This window comes from Facklamia sp. P12955 (assembly GCF_050409565.1).
In the GTDB taxonomy this organism is placed as follows: Bacteria; Bacillota; Bacilli; order Lactobacillales; family Aerococcaceae; genus Facklamia.
The window spans coordinates 1-24,971 of sequence record NZ_JBNUPF010000002.1 but is presented as its reverse complement, the minus strand read 5'-3'; the positions used below and the strand labels follow the sequence as shown (position 1 = coordinate 24,971).

The following is a 24,971-nucleotide window of genomic DNA, read 5'->3' as shown; positions in this document are numbered from 1 at the left end:
TAAAAACTTGCTGGCCTTGGGACCGTTAAAGTCAAACCTAGCGCTTCAATCAAGCTGGAGGTAAACAATAGACTTATGGCAAAGGATTAGAAGAACTTAGCGAGATAGATCCACTCAAAATCAAATTAAAACGTCAACAAGCAGCCTAACAAAGGTGTTTTTTATTCTGTCCCATTTATGGGGTGCAGTGCCACGTTAAAGGGAAAAAACTTTTTATCGATTAGATTATTAAATGTTTTGATCTTTTAAAAACTGAGCATTAACTTTAATCATTTGATCAATTAGCTCTTTTTTCTCTTCATCATCATAAACATTGGCTCCCGAAGCCATTTCATGACCACCGCCATTAAACTGGATCGCTACTTGATGAATATTTGGGCCTTTTGAGCGAATACGTGCACGATACTCTCCATGTGAGTCTTCTTTTTCAATAAAAATAACCCATGTTAATACTTCTTTTAAACGTCCTGGTAAATTGGTAACCGCATTGGTTCCATCAACCGTCATTCCTCTTTGAATTAAATCTGCTTGTTTCAAGGTCATTGTTGCTACTCCCTTTTCATACAATTCAATTTGATCAATGGCAAATGATTGGAAATTCAATTCATTGAGTGATAACTCATTCATCTTGCGGTTAATTTGAGTATTTTCAGCTTGATGAGCCATCAAATAAGCTACTGCCTCAAAGGTTGCTTGAGTGGTATTTGAATGGAGGAACCGTCCTGTATCACCGACAATGCCCGCATATAGGAATGTAGCAGCTTGTGGTGAAAGGGTCAATTGACCTTGAGAATGCATGATCATTTTAGTAATGAGTTCTGCAGTTGAAGAACTTAGAATTTCAACAATTTCCAATTCAGCAAAGTGCTCAACTACCAGATGATGATCTATTTTGATTAAAGTATTATTTTGAATGTGATCATTTCCGTCAATCCGTTCAAAAACTGGTGTATCTAAAATAATTACCAAAGCATCTTCATAATCCTGTCTGTCAACATTATCCATACGGCCCAACCACTCAATCCCCTTGCCCATCTTGCCAGCAGCTAGGACAGTCTTATCTGGAAAATTATGTTTGATTGTGGCCTTCAGCCCTAATTGTGAACCAATCGCATCTGGATCTGGATTGATGTGTCGATGAATAATAATACGATCATATTGATCAATTAGACTTATTAACTTTTCGATTAAGCTTTGCTTAACTGTCATTAGTTAGACTCCTTCTGTCTTTTATTTACCATTTGTGAACCAACTGTTGCTTGAGCGACCAGAATATTTTCAACAAAAACTTTCACTTGAGAAATTGCCGAACGTCGATTGTAGTTAGAAATTTCAACTTGAAATTCAATCAAGTTTCCTAATTGAATAAATGTGAAATAATTAAGATTAAGTGATTCAAGAATATTATTATGACCTGTTAAATCCTTTACCTTGATAATTGCAACTTGGGCAATCAACTCGCAAAGCCCTCCATAGGATAAAGTCCCCAAAGTATTAACCATCTGGGGTTGGACCTCAAACTGATAATCATAACGATTTTTAAAATCATTACGGTTAACTTCAACCAAGTGTTTTAACAGATCGTGTTCGAAGGTATTAGCTGTTTGTGGTTGCTGTTGAATATTTTGTAAGGCCTTCATAACATCTTGGCGAGAAACGACACCCAAAAGTTGCAAGTTGTCAGCAACAACGGGAATCATTTCAATATCTTCCCAAATCATCTTATATGAAACAGATGCTAAACTCATATGCGGCTTAACAGTAATGACATTTTTACTCATCGCCCGTTCAATTGAAACACTGTTACCTCTTCCCATTAAATCATTAGCAGTTACGACTCCTACTAAACGCTTATTGGTCACCACTGGGAATCTTGATAAACCAGTTTCACTCGATTTCTTCTTAAAATTCTCAATAGTATCTGAAGGCTCCAATGATACCGTTCTTTCAATAGGAGTATAGACTTCTTCAACTGTTACAATTTCTTGCTTAATCATTTGCTCGTTGATTGATTGATTGATTAATGAGGCAACAGTATAAGTATCATAACTAGTCGTTATAATGGGTAGCTCTTCTTGGTTTGCTAGTCTTATAATATCGTGGTCTGTTTTAAAGCCACCTGTTATTAATACAGCGATACCATTCTTTAGGGAGTGTCGGTGAACTTCAGACCGATTACCAACAATAATCAGGGTCTGACTTTCAAAATATCGCTCCATAGCTTGCAAGGTCATCGCTCCAATAATGAATTTGGTCAGGGGTTTATCCAGTCCTTTTTCCCCCCCTAAGACCTCGCCATCAATTAGAGGGATTATATCACCAAAGGTTAAATGGCCGACTGATAAGTGATTTTTCTGTTCAATACGTATAGTCCCTACCCGTTCAATAGTCGAAACAAGTCCCTTTTCTTCAGCATCTTTGATAGCACGATAAGCAGTTCCCTCACTCACTTGCAATTGCTTAGCTATGCCTCTGACAGAAATTTTGTTTCCTATGGGCAAGGATTGAATGTATTGGATAATGCGTTCATGCTTAGTTCCCAAAGAATCACCTCAAAATCTTATTTATTAATAATATATCTTAAAGCCACATCTAAAATCATTTTAATCACAAAACCTACCATAAAACTCATGGTTGCTAAGTCTGTATTGCCTTCTGTTTGTGATTCTGGAATTAATTCTTCCACTTGAACGAAAATCATAGTCTTCAGCATAATGCAAGTGCGAAACAAACTGATCCATTAAGCGTAAGAAGACACCACCAACTAAAAAGCCAACTGCTGCTGGAAACCGTTCAGGAATTTTAAAACCAACACTGGCAAGTTATTCTAAAGCAGGAGCTAAAAGTAACCAGAAAGAAGCTGCCACCTTAATTTCACCTGCTAATCCCTGCATCATGGCTAGTAATTTATTGTCTACTTTCTTTACTAAAAAACAAAAGATGCAGCAAATACAGTACATAAACATGTTCCTATGCCGACTATACCCGACTGAAAGATGGGGTTCAGTTGAAGAAACCCTTCCATTTTATATCCTTCTATTAAATATCTAATTGAATGGGTAAGGGTTCACTTTGAGGGTCTAATAACTTGGATACTGAAATTCCTAATAAACGAATCTCTCTATTTGCCTCACCGTGATCTTCCCACAATTCTATAGCTTTATTCATTAATTGATAACGATCATTAATTGGATAGGCAAAGCTGTCTTGCCTGGTCACTGTTTCAAAATTACTGTAACGTATCTTAAGAGTGAGCGTTTGACAATATAAATCTTTAGCATTTAGATCTTGCGATATTTTCACTACTAGTTGGCGTACTTTTTCCTTAATAACCTCCTCATCTAAAAGGAAAGTTTGAAAGGTTTGTTCAGTTCCCATCGATTTTCTTTGCCGATTTTGACTGACAGGCACATTGTGAATACCTCGAACCTTAAAATAAAGTGAGTGTCCCATTTTTCCAAATTTAGCAATTAATTCTTCGAGTGAAAACTTTGCTAGGTCTGAGCCAGTTTTAATGTTATGGCTTTCAAAAATACTTAAAGACTTAGCGCCTACCCCATAGAAATCTTTAATTGGGAGCGCATGAAGAAAAGGTATGGCTTCATCCGGAGAAACCAAGGTAATACCATTCGGTTTATGAAAATCTGAAGCCAATTTAGCAATAAATTTATTATAAGAAACTCCTACTGAACAACTTAGATGAATTTCTTCATAAATTTGAGCCTGGATAAGACGAGCGATTTTTAAAGCTGATTCTTCCTTTATATGATTTTTCGATACATCCAAATAGGCTTCATCTAGGGATAGAGGCTCCACTTGGTCAGTGTATTGATAAAAAATTTTGCGAATTTCTTGCGAAACCGAGCGGTAATAAGCCATATTGCCTTTGATAAAAACAGCTTGAGGACAGCGCTTATAAGCTTCCAAAGAAGACATTGCAGAATGAATACCGTATTGACGCGCTATGTAATTACAAGTGGTCACAATCCCCCGTCCATTAGTTAATTTTGGATGTTTAGCAATAACTACAGGTTGATTGCTTAAGGACGGATTATCACGAATTTCAATGGAAGCATAAAAGGCATCCATATCCACATGTAATATTTTGCGACTTGTATCCGGTTTAGGATCATCGAAAGTAAGTAAGCCATATCTCATATTTAGCCTCCTAAAGGCTTCATATCCTAATAATAATACTATAAAGCTAGATAGAATAAGTGAAAAAACATTTATTAATAAGTAATAATTACCTACTAATAAATGTTTCAATTATTCATTTAAGATGCTAAGACTTACACATTAGCATCCGTTTCTAACTTCCCTTCAACAGTGGTTTTATTTTCAGAAGAGTAGACGGTTTCATCATTTGTACCCGCACTCTTAAGAACATTTGCTACCGCACTGATTTCAAAGGTTAAATATATACCTTCACAGTCAATTACAACAAGGCCTTCTTGCTGTTTTACTTCATCTACTATTCCATGCAATCCCCCAATTGTAACTACTCCATCACCTGCTTGCATTGCCTCAATCATTTGGCGCTTTGCATCGGCCGCTTTTTTTTGGGGACGAATCAACATAAAGTAAAATAAAGCGAACATAATAAGCATTGGTAAAAAAGCAAAATAACTATTTCCCATTAAAAATTCCTCCTCTAAATATCTCTTATATTATAACAGTTTTTTAAGACTTTCTCCATTAAAATTCTGGAGCATTTGGTTTGTTATAACCATATTCTTCACGAAAAGCTTGACGAAACTCTAATAAATTATCTTCTCGAATGGCTTGACGAACATCACGCATCAATTGCAATAAGAAATGGGTATTATGTATCGAAGTTAAACGTAACCCAAAGGTTTCTTGACTCTTCATTAAATGGCGAATATAAGCGCGACTATAATTACGACAGGTATAACAGTCACATTTAGGATCAATGGGGCTATAATCACGTGCATATTTAGCGTTTTTCACCACTAATCTTCCTTGCGAAGTCATGCAGCTACCGTTTCGAGCAATGCGAGTAGCTAAGACACAATCAAACATATCCACACCACGAATGGAACCATCAATTAAGGCATCAGGAGAACCAACCCCCATTAAATAGCGTGGTTTGTTTTTAGGAAAAACTGGCATTAAGTAATCTAGGACTTCATTCATTTCCTCTTTAGTCTCGCCCACTGATAAGCCGCCAATGGAATAGCCTGGGAAATCTAAAGCAATCATGTCTTTAGCGTGTTGTAAGCGCAAGTCTTTATAACCTGCCCCTTGGCAAATGCCAAAGAGTGCTTGTTTTTCAGGATTTTGATGTGCTTTTAATCCTCTTTCTGCCCAACGACTAGTTCTAGCAATCGACTTTTTAACGTAATCATAAGGCTGATGATAGTCTGGGCATTCATCAAAGGACATGATAATATCTGATCCCAAAGCATTCTGAATTTGAATGGCTTTCTCAGGAGATAAGAATAATTTTTCTCCTGAAATATGATTACGAAAATGAACGCCTTCTTCTTCTATATCACGAATCTCACTCAGAGAAAAGACTTGAAACCCTCCTGAATCGGTTAGAATCCCTTGATCCCAGTTCATAAACTTGTGAAGCCCGCCTGCTTGCTCAATAATCTCTTCACCAGGCCTTAACCATAAATGATAGGTATTACTTAATATCACACCCGCTCCCATATCTTTTAACTCTTCAGGTGATAATGATTTGACGGTAGCTAATGTTCCTACCGGCATATACATGGGGGTTTCAAATGAGCCATGTGGAGTATGAAGTATCCCTAATCGAGCTCCCGTATGTTTTTCTTCTTTGATTAATTCATAAGTTATAGCAGCCACTATTTACCTTCCTTTCTATTATTTCAATTCCACTTTAAAAATTAATGGATAATTTTTTCCAGTTAAATAAAATTGATCCGCTTCAATATGAGCAATCCCATTTAAGACATCCATTGTTTCTCTTTGTTCTGCTGTAAGATCCAACTGATCGAGCATAGGAGTCAAATCATATGTTTTAAGTATTTGACCACTTTGGGGATCAATTTTAACAATGCGATTATCATACCAAATATTAGCGTAAATTGCATCATTGGCATATTCCAACTCATTTAACTGATCTAATGGCTCTCCTTCTAAATTCACTTCCACTTGATCAACTAATTTAAAGTTGTCAGGATTATAAGTATAGATAGTTGATGACCCATCAGACAAGTAGAACAGATCTTTTTCCTCATTATAAGCTAATCCCCATCCTTCACCTTTTATTTCATAAGTGTTGACTAGTTCTTTGGTCTTTACATCCCATTTGAAAACTTTGCCCTCTTTCCAAGTTAACTGCCAAAGTTCATTGTCACGCAAAGAAATCCCTTCTCCAAAGTATTGGTTATCTAATCCAATGGAGCGGTCTAACAAGCCTTTTTCCCAATTAAAATAACCCCAAGCTGATTCTCCGTATAAACCTGTGCCGATTAAGAGTTGGGCCTCTTGATCAAGCTCAAATCCTTGTATAAATAAATTTTCCTTGATAGGGTATGTCTCAATTAAATAGACCCCTCCTAAGCTACCATTAGCTATAACGTTTCTTGTAAAAGTAAGACTAACTAACAATAAAATAGTGAAATTCAATATTTTAAACATCATTCATTCCTCCTATAAAAAACTTGATAAATCCTTAAGAATATGCTGACTTGAATCTTGATTGAATCTTGGTAAAATAATAACAAACATTGTAACTGAAAGGAAATTGAATATGACTTTTTATCAGTTTGCCGTAGCCATTTTACGCTGTCTCTTTCGTCTTTTTAATGGGAAATCCTATATAATTGGCAAAGAAAACATTCCCGATCCCAATCAATCAACTTTTATTCTAGCAGCCACTCACCGCTCTTTTTGGGATCCATTATACTTGGCCATTGCACTTTATCCACTTGAAATTTCTTTTATGTCAAAAGAATCAATTTTTCATAATTCTTTGTTAGCTAGCATTTTACGAAAGGCACATGTTTTTCCAGTTAATCGAGAAAAACCTAGTCCTAAAACGATCAAAATAGCCGTCAAACAATTAACTGAAAAAAATTTGAATTTAGGTATCTTTCCTTCTGGTAGTCGGTACACAACTGAAATTAAAGGTGGAACTGCTTTCATTCAACGTCTTTCAAAAAAAGACATCATCCCAATTGCTATTCAACCACCTTTAGACTTTAAATCATTCTTTAAGAGACAAGGAGCTAAAATAGCTTTTGGACCTGCCATTAAATATAATCCTGAATTAGATTATAATAAAGATCAACTAGCTAAAATAGACCAGGAATTGGCCAAGGCTTTTGATAATTTGGATCATCAATTAGACCCAAGCTTTAGCTATGTTCCTGCTAAAAAGAAATAATTATTACGCTTTATAAAAAAACTCCTACCCTTGAAGCTGTCGTTAAGCTGCTCTAGGGAGGAGGTTTTTAATCTTAAAAATAATTTATTGTATACTTGATTAAAGAAAACCTAATTTTCTGCGCCTTTTCTGCTCCTTAAGGACAGAAAACAGTAACAAAAATTGTGAAAGAAAAAACATATTTTCAAACAAAGCTATTTCGATTGCATCTTCATAGACTGCATGATTTGCTGAACTTTTTTCTTGGAAGGCTTTTGCCCCATTTGCGCCATCATAGTCGTAATCATGCGCTCATCAATAGGTGGATTTTCTTTAAAATAATTCATCATATACTTCCGAGCAATAAAGAAACCTAACACTGCTCCTGCTACCAATGCTAAAATAACAATTAAAACCCATGAAAATGTTGACATACCATCTCTCCTTTTAAAAATTTAACCGATTAAATACTCTAACCTATTAATCTTTACGATTATGCATTCCTTTAGCTTTTTGAATTCTTTTAACTTTTTCAGGTGTTAAATCATTTCCATCTGAATCGACAATTTTAACTCCCTCAACCTGTCTTACCATGTGCTGTCTGAAGACTTTTAAGTACTCTTGTCTTAATTGATTCTGTTCTTCTTTTTCTGAATCCGTAAGGCCTTTAGTTTTTTGAAGTTTAGCTAACTCATTAATTCTTGCTAGTTTTGAAGATGAAAGCATAGCGATCCTCCTTTGCTACGAACATTTGTTTGATTTATAATTCTACTTCTGCTACAATTAAATTATCCTATAGAAAGAGTGAGTGAAATGATTAAGATAACGACCAAGCAATTAAACGTGCTACAATCTATTTATGAATTACTCAATGAAAATGGTTATCCACCCACTGTTCGCGAAATTGGAGCGCGTGTTGGACTTTCTTCTCCATCCACTGTCCACGGTCATCTTGACCGATTAGAAGAAAGTGGACTGATTGAAAGATCTGCCAGTAAAACAAGGACGATTGAAATAACGGCCTTGGGAATTAAAAAATTGGGCATCAAATCCGATAAAGTACCTTTACTCGGCTATGTTGCCGCAGGTGCTCCGATTCTTGCTGAAGAAGAAGCTATGGAATATTATCCTAAGCCTACCGATCTTCAATATGATTCAAGCGAATTATTTATGCTGATCATTAAAGGTGAATCCATGGTTAATATTGGCATTTTGGATGGCGATATCATCACCGTCCGCAGACAAGCAACTGCCAATAATGGTGAAGTCGTTGTTGCTATGACTGAAGATAATGAAGCAACATGTAAAACTTTTTATAAGAAAAAAGATCATATCGTACTTCGCCCTGAAAATGATACCATGGACGATATTATCTTGCCCGACGTTTCAATTTTAGGCAAAGTAGTTAGTCTTAATCGCTATTTCTAATCAACTCAATTAAAGATTAGCCTAACCAGAGATTAAAACTGGTTAGGCTCTTTTTATTTCTAATAGTGCATTAGTGTGAAATACTTGTGATCTCCCAACTTCTCTTTTCCTTTTAAGTCATCTAACTCAATAAGAAAAGCACACCCTGCGACAATTCCTCCAAGATTTTCCACTAATTGGATAGTTGCTTGAATGGTTCCACCTGTTGCTAATAAATCATCGGTTATTAAGACTCTTTGGCCCGGTTGAATAGCATCTTTGTGGATTTGTAAGACATTTGATCCGTATTCTAAACTATAGTCTACTTCAATTGTTTCTCTAGGAAGTTTACCTTTTTTACGGACAGGGGCAAAGCCCACTCCAAGCGCATAAGCAACTGGGCATCCAATAATAAAACCACGCGCTTCAGGCCCTACGACCATGTCCACCTTTAATTCTCTAGCATAGTCTACTATCTCTTGAGTCGCTGCTTCAAAAGCGGGACCATTTCCCATGAGAGGTGTGATATCACGGAAAATAATACCTTCTTCTGGGTAATTATCAACACGAGCGATATAGTTTGTATAATCCATTTTAAGTCTCCTTATTTATCCAGCTTTTCACTTGATCAAGTGTTTGAAAATTCAATAATTTTTCTGCTTCCATGGCTTCTTGATACTTGCTCATGGCAGGCAACTCCATTAAATCAAGTTTGTTGGCTTGCTTAAGCTGGTTCATGATTACAAGTCCATCTTTTATTGTAACAAAACCCGCCTCAAAAAACACCACAATCATTGTTTTTATTTTTATTAATGGAATTGATAAATAGCTAGAAAGAACTTGTAAATCTTTTAGTTGAAGACTACCTTCTTGCTTAAGCAGTTGGAACAATTTTGCAAAGTCTTGACGCTGGGGCAAGCCTGCTAAATATCTGGATTCTACAACAACACTGGCTAAATAAATTTTTTCCCATCCGTGACTCTTTAAAAGTTTTTTTAGTTTATTAAGATTTTGGGGGGGCTCAATCAACACTAGATTTTCATATTTAAAATTAATGGGTAATGCTTCATAATTAATCAATTGATAGTCGTTTTTCAACTGTTCAGAAAAGAGTGCCGCATTTTTTTTATCTTGAAAACAATAAACCACCTCAGACAGCTGTTTTAATTTATCAAAATGTGTTTTCCCTCGGTAATCAATCCACAATTGCCCTTCCAAATTAAAATCTTTGACAATTAATTGACATTCTTTTTGTTGTTTCCATTCGTTAATTGACAGTTCTCCAACCATATCCAACTGAATACCCAATTGACAATCTTCAAAGTCATCCGCCATACTAAACGCTATGGCAGCTAGTGAGTTTGCAGTGCCTGATTGATTAAATTTCATTTTAACATGTTGTTTATTCGCTCCAATTACTCTTTTTTCAATCATCTTTAAGTCCTTAAATAAAACAATAGGCTTAGGATTATGCATACCGAAAGGTCCTAATTTTTGAATCTCTTCGATTAATTTTAAATTAATATCTGTCAAACTTAGTCTAGCATCAACCGACAAGGAAGTTTTGGCTAAAATTTGATCTTTGTGTTTATCAGCTAACTGGCTTAATTCAGTCTGAAATTTTTGCCAATTATCTTCTTCAATTGTCATACCAGCCGCTTGGCTATGACCACCAAAATGCTTTAATAGTCCTTTTAGCTGACTAAGATTTTTGAAAAGATTAAAGTTTTCTTTTGATCTAGCTGAACCTTTATACTGATGATTTTTCTTGTCAAAGTTGAAAAGTAGGCATGGGCGCTGGTATTTATCACAAATGCGACTAGCTACAATTCCTAAAACTCCGGGATGCCAATTTGGAGAAGTCTGGCAAATAATTCGAGGCAACTCCTTTAAAACATCTAATTTTGATGTAACTTCTTGATAAATTTGAGTGACTAATTGCTGTCTTTTATAATTTTCCTGTTCAATAAACTCAAGCCACTGACTAGCCTCTTGCTCGGTAAAAGCTGCCAACCAATCGAATCCCGGTCGAGGATCTCCCAACCGTCCCACAGCATTGAGTCGAGGACCAATAATAAAACCAATCGTTTCGGCAGATATATCATCTTTTGACTGTAATTGTTGGTTTAATAGAAGCTGTAGTCCGGGCCGCTGAGTAACTTCTAACTGATGGATTCCTCCAATAACAATTGTTCGATTTTCATCTAAGAGAGAGACCATATCAGCAACCGTACCAATAGCTGCTAAATCTAACATTTCTATTGGTATTTCACCAAGGATGGCTGTTGCTACTTTAAATGCGACACCTGCTCCAGATAAATCTCCAAAAGGATAACTTCCCTGAGGGTGACGAGGATGTATGATGGCATATGCAGCTGGCAGCGTTTCCTGTAACTCGTGATGGTCAGTTACAATAACGTCGACCTTCTTTTCTTGAGCAAATTCAATTGCTTCATGACCTGCCACTCCATTATCAACCGTGATGATTAATTGAACCCCTTCTTCAATAAACTCTTGATAACGATCGATATTGGGACCGTAGCCATCTTTAAAACGATTGGGTAGATAGACTCGACTGTCAGCTCCTAAAGCATCTAAAGCCTCTTTTAAAATTAAAGAAGAAGTGATTCCATCTGCATCATAATCACCATAAATCAAAATTTTTTCTCCCTTTTCAATGGCTAAATGGATGCGTTTTACTGCTATATCCATTTGATATAAGGCAAAGGGGTCATGATATAAAGTTGGCTCTTGTTCGGTGGCTTTTTTTATTGCCGATAGATCATGAAGACCACGATTAAAACAGATTGCTAAAAAAGCGGGCGAATAGTCTTCTCCCGCTATTAATAATTTTTGATAGTTTTGATTTCCATTTAAATTTTCTGGCAATTGCCATTGGTATTTAGACAACATCGTTATTCTCCTTACACATCATAAACTCATTAATTAAGTGGGATTTCATATTCATCAAAGTCATTAACAAGATGACTGTTAGGAAAAATAGAACAAGCTTCTTTTTCAAGTTGCTTGAGAGCCTTGCCTAAGTAGCGAGCTGAAATATGATTGAGATAAAGAGCCTCTACTTGACTATCTTTAGCCACTTGGGCTGCTTGATGACTGGTCGAATGGTAATAAGCTCTTGCCATTTTTTCTTCCGCTGCTTCATGAGTAGCCTCATGGACTAAAGCATTCGCTTTTCTGGCTAAGACTTTAGAATTCTGACAATAACGGGTATCCCCCAAAATGGTAACGATTCTACCAGGTCGATCCGGAGCAAGAAAATTCTGGCCATCTATCCATCTGCCATCTTCTAATTGAACACGTTCTCCGCGTTTGAGTTGACCATAAATTGGACCATTAGGTATCTCAAATTTTTTCAACTCTTCAACTAAAAGTTGACCAGGTAAATCTGGTTCTTCTACTCGGTAGCCAAAAGAAAGAATCCCATGTTCTAAAGGTAAATAATTAACCTTCCAGCCATTATCAAAGATTAACTCGCCACCTCGGTCTACCAACTCTGTTATTTTTAAACTGTATGCAAGTTTGGATTTTGAATATTTTAAGGAAATCTTAATAAAATCTTTTATCCCCTTAGGTCCATAAACTTCTAAACAGTCTTCTCCACCTTGAAAAGATCTTGAACTTAGAAGTCCTGGCAAGCCAAAAATATGGTCTCCATGAAGATGAGTAATAAAAATTTTAGTTATTTTTCTAGGTCGAATGGTTGTTTCCAAGATTTGATGCTGGGTTGCTTCTCCACAATCAAATAACCAGATTTCATTCAACTCATCTAATAACTTTAAAGCCAGCGAAGAAACATTTCTTTGTCTGGATGGAATCCCAGCACCTGTGCCTAAAAAATGTAATTTCATATTTCCATCAACCTCTTTCTATGACTAGCGCTGACGGTATATCTCCTTAGCGATAAATTTAGATAACTCCAATGACCCCTCATCATTTAGATGAACGCCATCTTCAGCAAACCATTCAGCGTGTCCACGGGCATAATTCGCCCAGTCTATAATTCTAACATTTCCATATTCTTGAGCCGCTCTTACCAATTGACGGTTAGCATCATCTGTCCAAATGCGATCAACCAAAACGTTGACATAATACTGATCACGGTCTAGACCGACTGCTTGAATATAATCATCCATTTGACCAACTGTAAATGTTCCATTAGAGCCTAACATGGTTACCACAGTAGGCTTTAATCCGCCTGTTTGATTGAGACCATATACCGTATCATAAGATTCATAAAGTTGTCGACCGACTTTCGGATCAAAAACAGCCTTAGGAAATACATCATTCAAGCGCTCGGTGGCTGCAGCTAAAGTTGAATCCCCTATGAAAGTTATCTCCAATGCATTAGCATAGAGTAAGACTTCTTGATCTAAGCCTTCGATATTATTAACAACTACTTGTCTTTCTTCAGTTTTTCTTGACTCTTCAGCAATATTCATATTGTTTTCAATAATGGCTTGAATTTCCTTACTTGATTCTACACCCTTAGCTGGTGAAGAAATAGCCAGAGCGATGACCCCCATCACGACATTAAAAATATAACACGCTGTGATAAATTTCACTACTCTTAATGATTGAGGGTGAGAGCTTAAATAATCAAATTGATGCTTCATTTTGCGCCAATTAAAGTCTTGTCCAATTGGAAGACTAATTCTGCGCTTTTCAAATAATTGGTAAGTAATTTCAGCTAAAATAATGATCAAAAGCAACTGAAAACCATAATTTAACCATGGAGACCTATTCATAAAGCTAATGTTTTGAGGCATTAAAAGATAGACAGGATAGTACCATAGATAGTAAGAAAAAGATCGTTGGCCTATCCAGGTAAATAGTTTAAAACGAAAGATTTTGTTCCAAATAGTTGCTGGATGAATACTTGAAACAACAATTACAGCAGAAATCAAAGAAAACAAAGTTAAACCAAAACGATAAGCAAAAGGTTTGGTTGCAAACATGAATTTAATCATGAAGAAAGCAAAAATGACTGCAAGTAAACCCATAAGATTCATGGTCATAATTTTCTTTGATGAAATCTTTTTAGGTGATAAATTAACTGGAAGAGCTAATCCTAAAGAACCCCCAAGAGTAAAAGCAGATAATCTTGTTAAAAGGTCATAGTAAATTCGGGTAGGATCTTGGTTATCTTTATAAAGATAGCCCATTAAAAAAGCGGATAAGGCTGAAATAATCAATAACATACGAATAGTTACTTGAGGTTTTTTATGCCAACTGTAAAGTAAAAATATTAAAATAGGTGTTAAAATAACCAATTGTCCATATAAAGAGACGTACCACAAATGTGTAAAGGGACTTGGATTAGCCGCTTGAACAAAGTAAGACTGTTGATTAAAAATCTGATAATAATTGTTAATAAATATGAGTGAACTTAATCCCATCCACCGAATATTAGATAAAAAATCACGGTTAAAAAGTAAAATATAGGTAGACGTAGTTAAAACTACGAATAAAGTAGGGAAAAAAAGTCTTTCAAAACGCTTATATATAAATTGCCAAAAGGACTCTTTTCTAGCTTGTATATCTTTTAAATAAAAATGTCTAAAGTTAAAAAAACCAGCTATGAAAAGAAATAGATTAACTGCAAGGAAACCACCTGGAACAATATGTTCAAAGTAGTAATAAGCAATGATTAGCAGTATTGCGATTCCCTTAAGACCGTCAAAAATTGGGATACGCCCTTGTTTAACTTTATTTTGCATATTAAAACCACCTAATCAATAAACTCAAATTGATAATCCTCTAAGTAAACTGTATCGCCATTTTTCGCGCCAGCTTCTCTCAAGGCTTGATCGACACCCATTGATCGCAGTTGACGTGCAAAGCGTTGTAAACTTTCATCATGAGCTGTATTGGTCATTTTATAAAGCTTGATAATCTTTTCACCTTCTAATTCCCAATAACCTTCTTCAAGTTTACGAACAGTAAAATCAGGGCTTTCGTCGATCGTATAATTTTTATGATCACTTTCTTTTTCCTCCAAGGGTATAAAGTCACTGGAGTCAACTAATTGAGCTGTTGCTCGCATCAATGAATCAATTCCCTGGGCTTGCCAAGCTGAAATTTGATAAATTTTTGGAATAGAAAGATTTAAATTCTGATAATAATCAGATATTTTTTCTTCAAATACTTTTAAATTATCTTTAGCTTGATCTAAATCCATTTTATTAGCCACAATCAACATGGGTCTTTCTAAAAGACGAGGATGATAATTAGCTAACTCTTGCATAATAGAAGAAAAATCTTCAAAGGGATCGCGTTCATGTACCGCTGCCATATCCACAATATGTAATAACGTTTTAGTTCTTTCAATGTGGCGTAAGAAATCAATACCTAAACCAACACCATCAGAAGCACCATCAATAAGGCCCGGCATGTCTGCAACGACAAATTCCTGACCATCAGCAATTTTAACCACTCCCAAGTTGGGTACTAAGGTAGTAAATTGATAATCTGCTACTTTGGGTTTAGCATTAGAAATAATGGACAATAGGGTTGATTTGCCCACGCTTGGATAACCAACCAAGCCCACATCTGCTAGAACTTTAAGTTCCAATTGTAACTCCAAGGCTTGACCTGGTTCTCCATTTTCAGCAATTGAAGGAGCAGGGTTTTTATGCGTGGCAAAGCGTATGTTTCCACGCCCCCCTCTCCCTCCTTTAGCAACAATTACTTCTTGTCCATGGTCCACTAAATCGGCAATGAGTCTACCGCTTGCTTCGTCATAAACAGAGGTTCCTGGTGGAACTTTTACATAAAGGTCTTCTGCATTCGCTCCATATTTACTCTTACTCATTCCATTTTCCCCGTTATGCGCTTTGAATTGACGATTGTATCTAAAATCCATCAAAGTATGAAGGCCTTCATCCACTCGAAAAATGACATCGCCACCGCGGCCGCCATCTCCTCCTGCAGGTCCACCATCTGGTCGATATTTTTCTCTTAGGAAAGCGACCATTCCGTCGCCACCTTTACCAGCAATTACCTTCACTTTTGCGCGATCTAAAAAGGTAGACATTATTATCGCTCCTTTACTCTTATTTATGGACCACTTTTCTAGGATCCATGAGACTGAGAATTGTTTGTGTTAATTGGTACATCATTTGATAGCGATTATGGCGAAGAGCTTCTTGGTCAGCGTTAACCATATGTAGTTCTAAATATGAAGCAATCATTGGACTAATGCTTTCAAAATATTCCATTAATCTTGAGGTGTCTTGTAAGTCCTCTATTGCCACTATCTTTTCAATTAAGTCCTTTTCTAGTTGACTTTCAGCTAGGTTATCAGTGATTTTAACTTGCTCGCTAACCTTTTCACCTAAATTAACTACTCGTGCCAAGTTTTCAATCATTTTTGAAAACTCAACCGGTTTGGCAGCTTTGAAGTCTTGTAAACTTTTAGCCGTTTCTTTTATTTTTACAGGATTTAGTTGTTTTTGTGCGAGTGCTGCTTGAATAATATCGTAATCCATTCCTAGATTACCTAATCTAACTTGAATCCGAGCTTCTATAAAACTAAGCAAATCATTTAAGTAATCGGCTGCTGAATCAGCATCTTCATGGTTAATCTTCACTAACAAGCTCTTTAAATCGATATTCCAAGATTGGTCTAAAAGAATGTCAATTAATCCCATGGCTTGTCTTCTTAATGCATAAGGATCATTAGACCCTGTTGGTATCATATCCGCTTTGAAGTAAGCAATTAGACTGTCTAATTTATCTGCAATCGATAAGGCGGCAGCCGCAGGTTTATCAGGTAATTTCCCTCCAGCCGAAGTTGGTAGGTATTGCTGAGCAATTGCTTGCGCTACACTATCTTCTTCACCATAATGTTTGGCATAAATCCCACCAATGACACCTTGTAATTCGGCAAACTCATTTACCGCTTGAGTCACAAGATCAAACTTGTAAATCTCACTAGCACGCAAAATGGTCTTTTGATCTTGAGCAGATAAATCGATAAAATCCATCAATTCTTCAAGCAAGTGTTTAACACGTTCTTGTTTTTGACTATAAGTACCTAACTTAAAATGCTCTTTCAAGCTTGATAATTTAGCTAAGTCTTCTTTTAAAGATAATTTTAAATCTTCTTGGTAAAAGAATAAACCATCTGCTAAACGAGCTCTTAATACCTTTTGATTACCTTTAATGACTTGATCAATATGCTGATCATTACCATTTCGTACTGAAATAAAATAAGGCAACAATTCTTTGCTTTTAGGATCTAAAACATAAAAATAACGTTGATGATCACGCATTGCTGTGATGACCATTTCTTGGGGAATTTCTAAATATTTTTCCTCAAAACTGCCGTAAAAAGCAGTTGGCCACTCGACAATGGCTGTTACCTCTTCTAGTAATTCATCATTTTCCGGTATAACCCAGCCCCTTTCATCTTCAATCGCTTGAATTTGCTGGTAAATCTTCTCTTGTCGTTTTTCAAAACTGGCAATCACATACATCTTTTCTAGTGCGTTTTCATAGTCACGACTATTTTTAATTATAACTTTGTCATTTTTAGTTAGAAAACGATGACCATGTGAAAAATTATTCGCCTGAATACCAGCAAATTCAAAGTTAATCACCTGATCTTCTAGTAATGAAAGTATCCAATGAATCGGACGAATATATTCTAAATTTAAATCTGACCACCGCATGGTAACTGGGAAATGCATACTGGCAAGAACAGTTGGGATAGCTTTTAACACTTCTTCTACTTTCTTCTGCTCAGCCACCTTATTCACAAAGAGGTAGTCAGTTCCTTTAACTTCTTTAACAAATAAGTCTTCCTCTTGACAGGCTTGACCTTTTAAGAAGCCCAATGCAGCTTTCGTCAGATTCCCTTCGTTATCTTGTCCAACTTTTACGGACGGTCCTCTTACTTCTTCTTCTAAAGCTGATTGCTGATCAGATAAACCTTCTACTCTTAGAGCTAATCTTCTAGGAGTTGCGTAAGTTTCAATGGATTGAAAGCTGATTCTTTCTTCTGCAAGAAATGCTGCAAGTTTTTCGGCTAATTGATCACGCAATTTCAATAAAAATCTAGCTGGAATTTCTTCCATTCCTACTTCTAATAAATAATCTCTCATAGCAATCCTCCTAGTTCTTATTTTCTTTTAATAATGGAAATCCAAGTTTTTCTCTTTCTTGTACGAAGGTCTTAGCAATACCGCGAGCTAATTTACGAACACGTCCTAAATAAGCAGGGCGATCTGATGCCGAAATCATCCCTCTAGCATCCATTAAGTTGAAGGTATGACTGGTCTTTAAAATATAATCATAGGCTGGATGAACTAAGTTTTCCTCAAGTAAACGGTTGGCTTCTTTTTCATAAGCTTCATACTGCTTCATTAATAAGTCAGTATCAGCTAATTCAAAAGAATATTTAGACTGCTCATATTCTTGTTGGAAAAAGATTTCGCCATACTTCACGCCTTTGGCCCACTCTAAATCATAAACATTTTCCACATCAAAAATATACATAGCAAGACGCTCCAAGCCATAAGTAATCTCTGACATTACCGGATCACACTTTAATCCCCCCACTTGTTGGAAGTAGGTAAATTGAGTCACTTCCATACCATCAATCCAAACTTCCCATCCCAGTCCCGCACAACCCAAGGAAGGGTTTTCCCAATTATCTTCTACAAACCGTATATCATGCTCTAGGGGATCAATGCCTAATTCAATCAATGAATCCAGGTAATATTCTTGTATAGCAAGAGGAGAAGGCTTCATAACCACTTGAAACTGATGGTGTTGGTATAAGCGGTTAGGATTTTCACCGTATCTTCCATCAGCAGGTCGTCTTGACGGTTCAACATAAGCGGCATTCCAAGGTTCTGGTCCATTAGCCCTTAAAAAGGTATAGGGGCTCATGGTTCCGGCTCCTTTTTCAGTATCATAGGATTGAAGGATCAAACATCCTTTCTTTGACCAAAAATTTTGCAAGGTTAAAATCATATCTTGTAACGATTCAACTGCCATTTTAACACCTCTTTCTTAAAATAAAAGTCCCTATGACCCCCTTTGGAGGTCATAGGGACGAAATAAATTCGCGGTTCCACCCTAATTCTAGTTAGACTAGCACTCTTAAAATTCATTTGTTAACCCAAAGGACCATTCGATTTGCTCTAGCTTTCACCTGCCTAGAGTCGCTTTACTATCTTCTTTTAATTGCTTTGGCTTGTTAAAATTCTACTAATTATAAAGCTTTTTGTCAATTATCTTCCTTGATTTTTACTGATTTTCAATTGGTCGGCTACTTTATATAATTGATTGAGATAAGATTCTCCTTTTAATTTAATCCCTACTTGTTCATGGTAGATGGTGAAGATCAATTCATCAATTTTTTTGTAAGAAAGGTCTGAAATTGAGACTTGTCCTAATTGATTCAGTTTAATTTCATTAAAGAGTTGTAAAATTTTGACTTGCTTAGAACTAAGATGCATTCGGTTGGGATCTTTATCTAAATGGTTATGACACAAAACACCCAAATGGACCATCGAAAAGTCCTCAATCCTCTGGCTCGATCCGCAGACTACACAATTTTTCATATTTAATTGAAGCCCGAAGCGTTGCAAAAGTTTAAGTTGCAAAAGTAATTGAATAGGCCGGGCATCTTCACGCTCATTGAGACTGCTTAGAGTAGCTTGGAAAAAATCAAATAGCTGTTGATCTTTGCTATTATCATCCACACTGGCATCCACTAGTTGACTTATATAAGCAGCATGCGCTTGCTTAAAGGGATCAGATTGAATGGATCGAAAGAGGTTAAGAGTTTGACCTTCTTTCAAAAAGGACAAACCCTGTTGGTTAATAGTTCCCCAATATTGATGTTCTGTCAATGGGATTAAATGCTTTTTAAGGGGATGATTGAGTGACTGTAAACCTCTTACAAAAAACATTTTAGTACCAAATTCACGTGTAAAAATTTTAACTAGACTATCTTTTTCGCGGTACGGCCGAATAAACAAAACAATTCCGGTAAATTTTTCGTTCATTGGCACTCTCCTTATTAATAATTCTCACTCTGATAGCCCAATTCATTTAAATTACTTTGACGATCCCGCCAATCTTTTTGCACCTTGACCCATAAGTCTAAATAGACTTTGGTTGCTAAAAGCTTTTCAATATCACGTCGTGCCAGATGACCTATCTTTTTAATCATTGATCCTTGAGCACCAATAATTATTCCCTTTTGGCTTTTACGTTCCACGATTATTGTAGCTAGTACTTCTACCTTGTCATCAGCATTTTTTTGCATGGATTGGACTTGGACGGCTACTGAATGAGGAATTTCTTCGCGTGTTAACATTAAAATCTTTTCACGAATTAACTCCGCAACGAGGAAATACTCAGGATGATCCATTACCTGGTCAGCCGGGTAATATTGGGGGCCATCTGGCAAGCTGAGTGTCAGTTGGTCTAATAAAGCTTCGACATTTTCACCTGTAAGTGCAGATAAAGGGATAATCTGATCAAAATCATAAGCATCTTGATATTTAGTGATAATATCAAAAAGCAAATTTTTTTCAATCAGATCTACTTTATTAATAACTAAAAAGACTGGTTGCTGGACATCTTTTAAACGATTGATAATAAATTGATCGCCAGGTCCTATTTTTTCTGTCGCATTGACTACCATAATCACTGCATCCACCCCACTCAAAGAGGAATAGGCTGTTTTTATCATGAAGTCTCCTAAAGCATGCTTGGGTTTATGGATTCCGGGGGTATCAATAAAAATGATTTGTGAGTCTTCACGGGTATAGACACCCTGAATTTTATTGCGGGTTGTTTGGGCTTTATCAGACATAATCGCTATTTTTTGGCCAATAATTTGATTTAATAAAGTTGATTTCCCAACATTGGGACGGCCAAGAATAGCTACAAAACCCGATTTAAAATCTTTTTTCATTTAAACTCCTTTAGTATGATTAATTGTCACCTTTTAAAATAAATAGGGGAGAAATAGTATAGCCCCGATTATAATGGAAATGATTGCTGTCATTAAAACAGAAGCAGCAGCGATATCTTTTGCCTTTTTCGCTAAGGGATGCCATTGGTCTGCTACAATTAAATCAATAACCGCTTCTATTGCTGTATTGATTAATTCGGAAAAGATAACAAGGCCAATAGTTAATAGTAAAATCGTCCATTTCAGTGGTTCAAATTTAAAATAAAAGGCTAAAAGGACTGCCACTAAAGCAAAAAATAAGTGGATTTTTAGATTTCTTTCACTTTTAATTGCTTGAAAAAATCCTTGGCTGGCACAAATAAAAGACTGGAAAAAATTTGAATTCTTAAAAGGATTATCTTGTGAGTCCATATTCACTCAGCACCTCTTCTTGAATTGCAAACATCTCTTTCTCAGTTTCAATGGTTTGGTGATCATAACCATTTAAGTGTAAGAAACCGTGGACAGCTAGAAATCCCAACTCTCTTTCTAGAGAGTGGTTGTATTCACTGGCTTGTTCAAGCGCTCGTTCGATTGAAATAATAATATCTCCCAAGTGAAGATTGATTGGCTCTTGAACTTCATTTGAGCTGATAACTGACCAATCTATTGGTTCTTCCCCCTCCATTAAAGCAAAAGATAGCACATCCGTTGCTCGGTCAATACCACGGTAGTCGCGATTCAATTGGCGAATGGTGTGATTATCGACGATGGTTATGTCTAATTCTGCTTGAGTAGGAGCAGCGATTTTTAAGCCTGCTTGATCAATTAAGTCTAAGATAATCTGTTTTTGTTTTTCAGTCAGCCTCTGACCTTCATCAATTAATTCAACTTGCATTTTCTTCTCCTTATTTAGGATATTCCACACGTGTGTGATACATACTAGCTATCCCTAAAATTAGTGACTTTCTTACTGTTTTTAGTTCATCAACCGTCAACCCACAATCGGCAAATTGGCCATCGTTAATCTTACTCGCAATTATGGAATCCAGTAATTCTTCAATACTCTTTTGAGTATGTTCTTTCATTGTTCGAGAGGCTGCTTCCATTGAATCTGCAATCATCACTATAGCGGATTCTTTTGATTGTGGAATCGGGCCAGGATATCTAAAGGTCTCTGGATTAATAGGCATTTTTTGCTCTTTAGCTTGGTAATAAAAATAGCTAGTCATGGTTGTGCCATGGTGTTCTTTACATAAATCAATAACAGACTGAGGCATACGGTACTCTTCTAATAATTTTACACCTTGAGCAACATGATCAATAATAATTTTAGCAGACTCATCTGGCCCTACCATGCGATGAGGTGATTCAATGCCTCCAGATAAGTTTTCAACGAAGAATAGGGGATGGACTGTCTTTCCAACATCATGATAGTAAGAGGCTACCCGGGTGGTCAAGGAATCCCCGCCTATGGCTTCCACGGCATTCGCTGCTAAATTAGCCACCATAATTGAATGATGATAGGTTCCCGGTGCTTTTTCAATCAACAATTTTAATAAGGGATGATTTAAATTAGCTAACTGATTCATCGTCATGGCTGAACGACTGGATAAAAGTTGCTCCCAGTAGGGTTCAAAAACAGCGATTAATAACAAGCCAAGTAAATTAGCTGCAATTGTCATTATTAGGATGATAAAAGCCTGACGAGATAATATAGGAATTGTAAGAACAGCCATTAGAGGCAAAGCAATTATGAACTGCCAAATGATATTTAAGGCCACTCTTTTTTCTACTTTCATCGCCTGACGATCAGAAAAAGTAGTCAGTAAAACGGAAACAATGGTAGTAAATAGGTAAAATAAACTGATGAAGGTTACAACAGTTTGATTGTCTAAATCACTAACTATAAAAATAGCAAAGATATTAATAAATAGAAATGCTAACAATGTTACTTTATAGGAAGATTTTTCTTTTAAATATCCTGGTAAAATCATCAAAGGTAGAAGCAACATACCATACTCTAGACCTGCCTGTTGGAAGAAATGTCCCATCTTGGCCATGATCAACGACCCAAAAACAATAATCATATAAGCAGTAGCCTGCATATTCGCACGGCTTAAATCTGTCCAATTTAATTTATCAGAAAAGATATAAACGAATAGAAAAGCATGGACAAAAATTAATAGAACAAAGACTGGCATGAGATATTGCTTAGTCGATGCATCCAAGTAACCAAACATCTCAAGTTGTCGCATATTATTTTGATTAATAATATGACCTTCTTGAACAATAACTTGTCCTTGTAGAATATAAGATGTTTGAACTTTGGAAGCTGCTTCTTCCTTTAAGCGATTTGTTTCTGACTCCGAATATACCATCGTTGGTTTTATCAAGGCGCCTAAAAAGTTTAAAGTCGTTTGCTGAGCAAGCTCTGACATATCGGAAGATGTGATTTGTAAACGATATTTATCCAACTCTTTATCAACTTGATCAGGACCTAATTCTTGAGCAAGACTCTCGGATATAAAATCAGTTAAATTCGATTGTAATTCAGATAGTTCTAAGGGACTGATTTTAAAAACTTGATCAATTGAGCGGTTAGAAAGCTGATCAAACAAATTAAAAACATTTTCATCTACCATTTGTAATTGTGCTTGAATCACTGTTCGCTTTTGCTCCTCGGATAAATTATCGAAGTTGGTTTTTTTAGTTGGTAAATTATTGACCTTTTCATTAAAAGATTGATCCAGTGGCTTTTCTTTAGATGCATTCTTTAAAGAATCAATTACACCGTCTCGTGAGTACTTACCATTTCGAGCCTCACGAACAAAGCCAAAAAACTGCTCAATCCGCGTAATTTCCTGAATCCTGATATCTTCTTGATATAAATAGATATCATTAATAGCATCCTTAGCTCTTTGTTGATTGGCTTTTGTCTGCTCAACATCTTCCATCGTCACAGGCGCTAAAATTGTTTCATCTGCTACTTGATTCAATTCAAAGTGATAAACTTCTGGTTTGACGTGTTGATAGCCAATTAAAAAAATTGCTAAGGATAGTATGAATGTAATAAGAGGTATAAAGACTTTACCTAAACGCTCATGAAGTAACTGTAGTCGACGATTCATTTTCTTCTCTCCTTGGAAGGTTTTCAATCATGGGTTCTTTGCTATAAGCTCTAATAATATCCGCAACTACTGGATGACGAACCACATCGAACTCATCAAAAGATACAAATTCAATGCGTTTAACCTTTCTTAATTTATGATAGGCGTCAATCAATCCAGATTTTACCCCTTTAGGTAGGTCAATTTGTGACTGATCGCCATTTATAATCATTTTTGAGCCAAAGCCTAATCGAGTTAAGAACATTTTCATTTGTGCAATTGTTGTATTTTGAGCCTCATCTAAAATAACAAAAGCATCGTCTAGGGTTCGACCTCTCATATAAGCCAATGGCGCAATTTCGATAATGCCTCTTTCCATTAGACGGTTGGTTTGTTCCGTTCCGTAAATGTTATATAAGGCATCGTATATTGGTCTTAAGTAAGGATCTACTTTTTCTTTCAAATCACCTGGTAAGAAACCAAGGTTTTCTCCAGCTTCGACTGCTGGGCGTGTCAGTATTATTTTTTTCACTTTACCTTCTCGCATAGCCTGGACAGCCATCAAAACAGCCAAGTAGGTCTTTCCAGTTCCAGCAGGTCCCATACCAAAGACAACGTCTTGTCGGTTAACAGCTCTAACGTATTGTAACTGTCCAAAGTTTTTGGCACGAATAGCTGTTCCATCTGCAGAACGACCCACCACTTCTTCGTAAAGGTTGAGAAAAAAATCTAATTTATTACTTTTTGCCATTTTAATGGCTGTCATGACATCCATGGATCGAGGGGTGATTCGCCTTTCCAAAAGTTGAATAAGGTTTAGGAGGATTTGACGAACAGACTCCACTGTCTCTTCACGCTCACCAATAATGTTAATTATTTCACCGCGGTTGGTTATTTCTACTTCGAAACTATCTTCAATCATACGTATGTATTTATCATGATTGCCCAACAAGGAAATTAGCCAATCTGTGTTTGTGACGGTGACTTGTTTTGAGAATTTTTCGTTGTTATTCAAATAGTCGTCTCCTTTATTAATAAACTAAGTTAAGATTACCATAAAATGCTTATAAAATGGAATAAAAGACCGATATATTAATAGGTTCTATAATTTATAGGGTTGATGGCCGAAGGCCTCAACTCTATTTTTTACTTT

Annotated in this window: 24 protein-coding genes and 1 pseudogene; 2 read left to right on the top strand and 23 right to left on the bottom strand. The window is 36.2% G+C overall.

Annotated features, from left to right (window positions below):
- Positions 1 to 228: 228 nt before the first annotated feature.
- From ACQV2G_RS00755 to ACQV2G_RS00720, 8 genes and pseudogenes are all read right to left on the bottom strand, one after another.
- The gene (locus ACQV2G_RS00755) at positions 229 to 1,209 is read right to left on the bottom strand and encodes a DHH family phosphoesterase (protein WP_428875806.1); all 981 of its coding nucleotides are present in this window, start codon (positions 1,207 to 1,209) and stop codon (positions 229 to 231) included.
- A complete protein-coding gene (locus ACQV2G_RS00750) occupies positions 1,209 to 2,543 on the bottom strand; it encodes a DRTGG domain-containing protein (RefSeq protein WP_428873796.1) in 1,335 nt (444 codons plus the stop codon). The genes ACQV2G_RS00755 and ACQV2G_RS00750 overlap by 1 nt, the downstream gene beginning before the upstream one ends.
- A gap of 17 nt (positions 2,544 to 2,560) precedes the next feature.
- Positions 2,561 to 2,701, bottom strand: a pseudogene (locus ACQV2G_RS00745) (hypothetical protein); the annotation flags it as partial.
- A 121-nt stretch (positions 2,702 to 2,822) separates the two neighbouring features.
- The gene (locus ACQV2G_RS00740; protein ID WP_428873797.1) at positions 2,823 to 2,960 is read right to left on the bottom strand and encodes a hypothetical protein; all 138 of its coding nucleotides are present in this window, start codon (positions 2,958 to 2,960) and stop codon (positions 2,823 to 2,825) included.
- A gap of 79 nt (positions 2,961 to 3,039) precedes the next feature.
- Positions 3,040 to 4,158, bottom strand: coding sequence for a DNA polymerase IV (gene dinB, locus ACQV2G_RS00735; RefSeq protein WP_428875805.1), 1,119 nt, complete (start codon positions 4,156 to 4,158; stop codon positions 3,040 to 3,042).
- Between the two features lie 134 nt (positions 4,159 to 4,292).
- Complete coding sequence (yajC, locus tag ACQV2G_RS00730; RefSeq protein WP_428873799.1) at positions 4,293 to 4,640, bottom strand: preprotein translocase subunit YajC; 348 nt, start codon at positions 4,638 to 4,640, stop codon at positions 4,293 to 4,295.
- 58 nt (positions 4,641 to 4,698) lie between these two features.
- Entirely contained in the window at positions 4,699 to 5,838 is a 1,140-nt protein-coding gene (gene tgt / locus ACQV2G_RS00725) for a tRNA guanosine(34) transglycosylase Tgt (protein WP_428873800.1), read from the bottom strand.
- An 18-nt stretch (positions 5,839 to 5,856) separates the two neighbouring features.
- Positions 5,857 to 6,639 (bottom strand): glutaminyl-peptide cyclotransferase, encoded by a 783-nt coding sequence (locus tag ACQV2G_RS00720; RefSeq protein WP_428874686.1) that lies wholly within the window; start codon positions 6,637 to 6,639, stop codon positions 5,857 to 5,859.
- A 109-nt stretch (positions 6,640 to 6,748) separates the two neighbouring features.
- Between ACQV2G_RS00720 and ACQV2G_RS00715 the strand changes: the two genes are divergently transcribed.
- Positions 6,749 to 7,384 carry a lysophospholipid acyltransferase family protein gene (locus tag ACQV2G_RS00715; protein WP_428874685.1) on the top strand — a complete coding sequence of 212 codons (636 nt, stop codon included), beginning with the start codon at positions 6,749 to 6,751 and terminating at the stop codon, positions 7,382 to 7,384.
- Positions 7,385 to 7,578: 194 nt separating this feature from the next.
- On the opposite strand, the gene ACQV2G_RS00710 is transcribed toward ACQV2G_RS00715, so the two are convergent.
- Together ACQV2G_RS00710 and ACQV2G_RS00705 are read right to left on the bottom strand one after the other, a co-directional pair.
- Positions 7,579 to 7,797 (bottom strand): YneF family protein, encoded by a 219-nt coding sequence (locus ACQV2G_RS00710; protein WP_428873803.1) that lies wholly within the window; start codon positions 7,795 to 7,797, stop codon positions 7,579 to 7,581.
- A gap of 46 nt (positions 7,798 to 7,843) precedes the next feature.
- Positions 7,844 to 8,089 (bottom strand): DUF896 domain-containing protein, encoded by a 246-nt coding sequence (locus tag ACQV2G_RS00705; protein WP_428873804.1) that lies wholly within the window; start codon positions 8,087 to 8,089, stop codon positions 7,844 to 7,846.
- 87 nt (positions 8,090 to 8,176) lie between these two features.
- Here ACQV2G_RS00705 and lexA point away from each other — a divergent pair, with 87 nt between their 5' ends.
- The gene (lexA, locus tag ACQV2G_RS00700; RefSeq protein WP_428873805.1) at positions 8,177 to 8,791 is read left to right on the top strand and encodes a transcriptional repressor LexA; all 615 of its coding nucleotides are present in this window, start codon (positions 8,177 to 8,179) and stop codon (positions 8,789 to 8,791) included.
- Positions 8,792 to 8,850: 59 nt separating this feature from the next.
- Here lexA and ACQV2G_RS00695 read toward each other — a convergent pair whose 3' ends face one another.
- From ACQV2G_RS00695 to ACQV2G_RS00635, 13 genes are all read right to left on the bottom strand, one after another.
- A complete protein-coding gene (locus ACQV2G_RS00695) occupies positions 8,851 to 9,363 on the bottom strand; it encodes an adenine phosphoribosyltransferase (protein ID WP_428873806.1) in 513 nt (170 codons plus the stop codon).
- Between the two features lies 1 nt (position 9,364).
- Positions 9,365 to 11,683 carry a single-stranded-DNA-specific exonuclease RecJ gene (gene recJ, locus ACQV2G_RS00690; protein ID WP_428874682.1) on the bottom strand — a complete coding sequence of 773 codons (2,319 nt, stop codon included), beginning with the start codon at positions 11,681 to 11,683 and terminating at the stop codon, positions 9,365 to 9,367.
- Between the two features lie 29 nt (positions 11,684 to 11,712).
- Positions 11,713 to 12,642 carry a ribonuclease Z gene (gene rnz, locus ACQV2G_RS00685; protein WP_428873808.1) on the bottom strand — a complete coding sequence of 310 codons (930 nt, stop codon included), beginning with the start codon at positions 12,640 to 12,642 and terminating at the stop codon, positions 11,713 to 11,715.
- 24 nt (positions 12,643 to 12,666) lie between these two features.
- Positions 12,667 to 14,511: an acyltransferase family protein gene (locus ACQV2G_RS00680; RefSeq protein WP_428875804.1), complete on the bottom strand. Its 1,845-nt coding sequence runs from the start codon at positions 14,509 to 14,511 to the stop codon at positions 12,667 to 12,669.
- 11 nt (positions 14,512 to 14,522) lie between these two features.
- A complete protein-coding gene (gene obgE, locus ACQV2G_RS00675) occupies positions 14,523 to 15,827 on the bottom strand; it encodes a GTPase ObgE (RefSeq protein ID WP_428875803.1) in 1,305 nt (434 codons plus the stop codon).
- A gap of 19 nt (positions 15,828 to 15,846) precedes the next feature.
- Entirely contained in the window at positions 15,847 to 17,898 is a 2,052-nt protein-coding gene (gene glyS, locus ACQV2G_RS00670; RefSeq protein WP_428873811.1) for a glycine--tRNA ligase subunit beta, read from the bottom strand.
- A 10-nt stretch (positions 17,899 to 17,908) separates the two neighbouring features.
- Positions 17,909 to 18,796: a glycine--tRNA ligase subunit alpha gene (gene glyQ, locus ACQV2G_RS00665; protein WP_428874679.1), complete on the bottom strand. Its 888-nt coding sequence runs from the start codon at positions 18,794 to 18,796 to the stop codon at positions 17,909 to 17,911.
- Positions 18,797 to 19,032: 236 nt separating this feature from the next.
- Positions 19,033 to 19,812 (bottom strand): DNA repair protein RecO, encoded by a 780-nt coding sequence (recO, locus tag ACQV2G_RS00660; RefSeq protein ID WP_428874678.1) that lies wholly within the window; start codon positions 19,810 to 19,812, stop codon positions 19,033 to 19,035.
- Between the two features lie 14 nt (positions 19,813 to 19,826).
- A complete protein-coding gene (gene era, locus ACQV2G_RS00655; RefSeq protein ID WP_428873814.1) occupies positions 19,827 to 20,729 on the bottom strand; it encodes a GTPase Era in 903 nt (300 codons plus the stop codon).
- A gap of 33 nt (positions 20,730 to 20,762) precedes the next feature.
- A complete protein-coding gene (locus ACQV2G_RS00650; protein WP_428873815.1) occupies positions 20,763 to 21,140 on the bottom strand; it encodes a diacylglycerol kinase family protein in 378 nt (125 codons plus the stop codon).
- Positions 21,124 to 21,606, bottom strand: a complete 483-nt coding sequence (ybeY, locus tag ACQV2G_RS00645; RefSeq protein ID WP_428875802.1) for an rRNA maturation RNase YbeY — start codon at positions 21,604 to 21,606, stop codon at positions 21,124 to 21,126. Before ybeY ends, ACQV2G_RS00650 begins: the two co-directional genes overlap by 17 nt.
- A 10-nt stretch (positions 21,607 to 21,616) precedes the next feature.
- Positions 21,617 to 23,839, bottom strand: coding sequence for an HD family phosphohydrolase (locus tag ACQV2G_RS00640; protein WP_428874676.1), 2,223 nt, complete (start codon positions 23,837 to 23,839; stop codon positions 21,617 to 21,619).
- Entirely contained in the window at positions 23,811 to 24,833 is a 1,023-nt protein-coding gene (locus ACQV2G_RS00635) for a PhoH family protein (RefSeq protein WP_428873818.1), read from the bottom strand. The genes ACQV2G_RS00640 and ACQV2G_RS00635 overlap by 29 nt, the downstream gene beginning before the upstream one ends.
- Between the last annotated feature and the right edge of the window lie 138 nt (positions 24,834 to 24,971).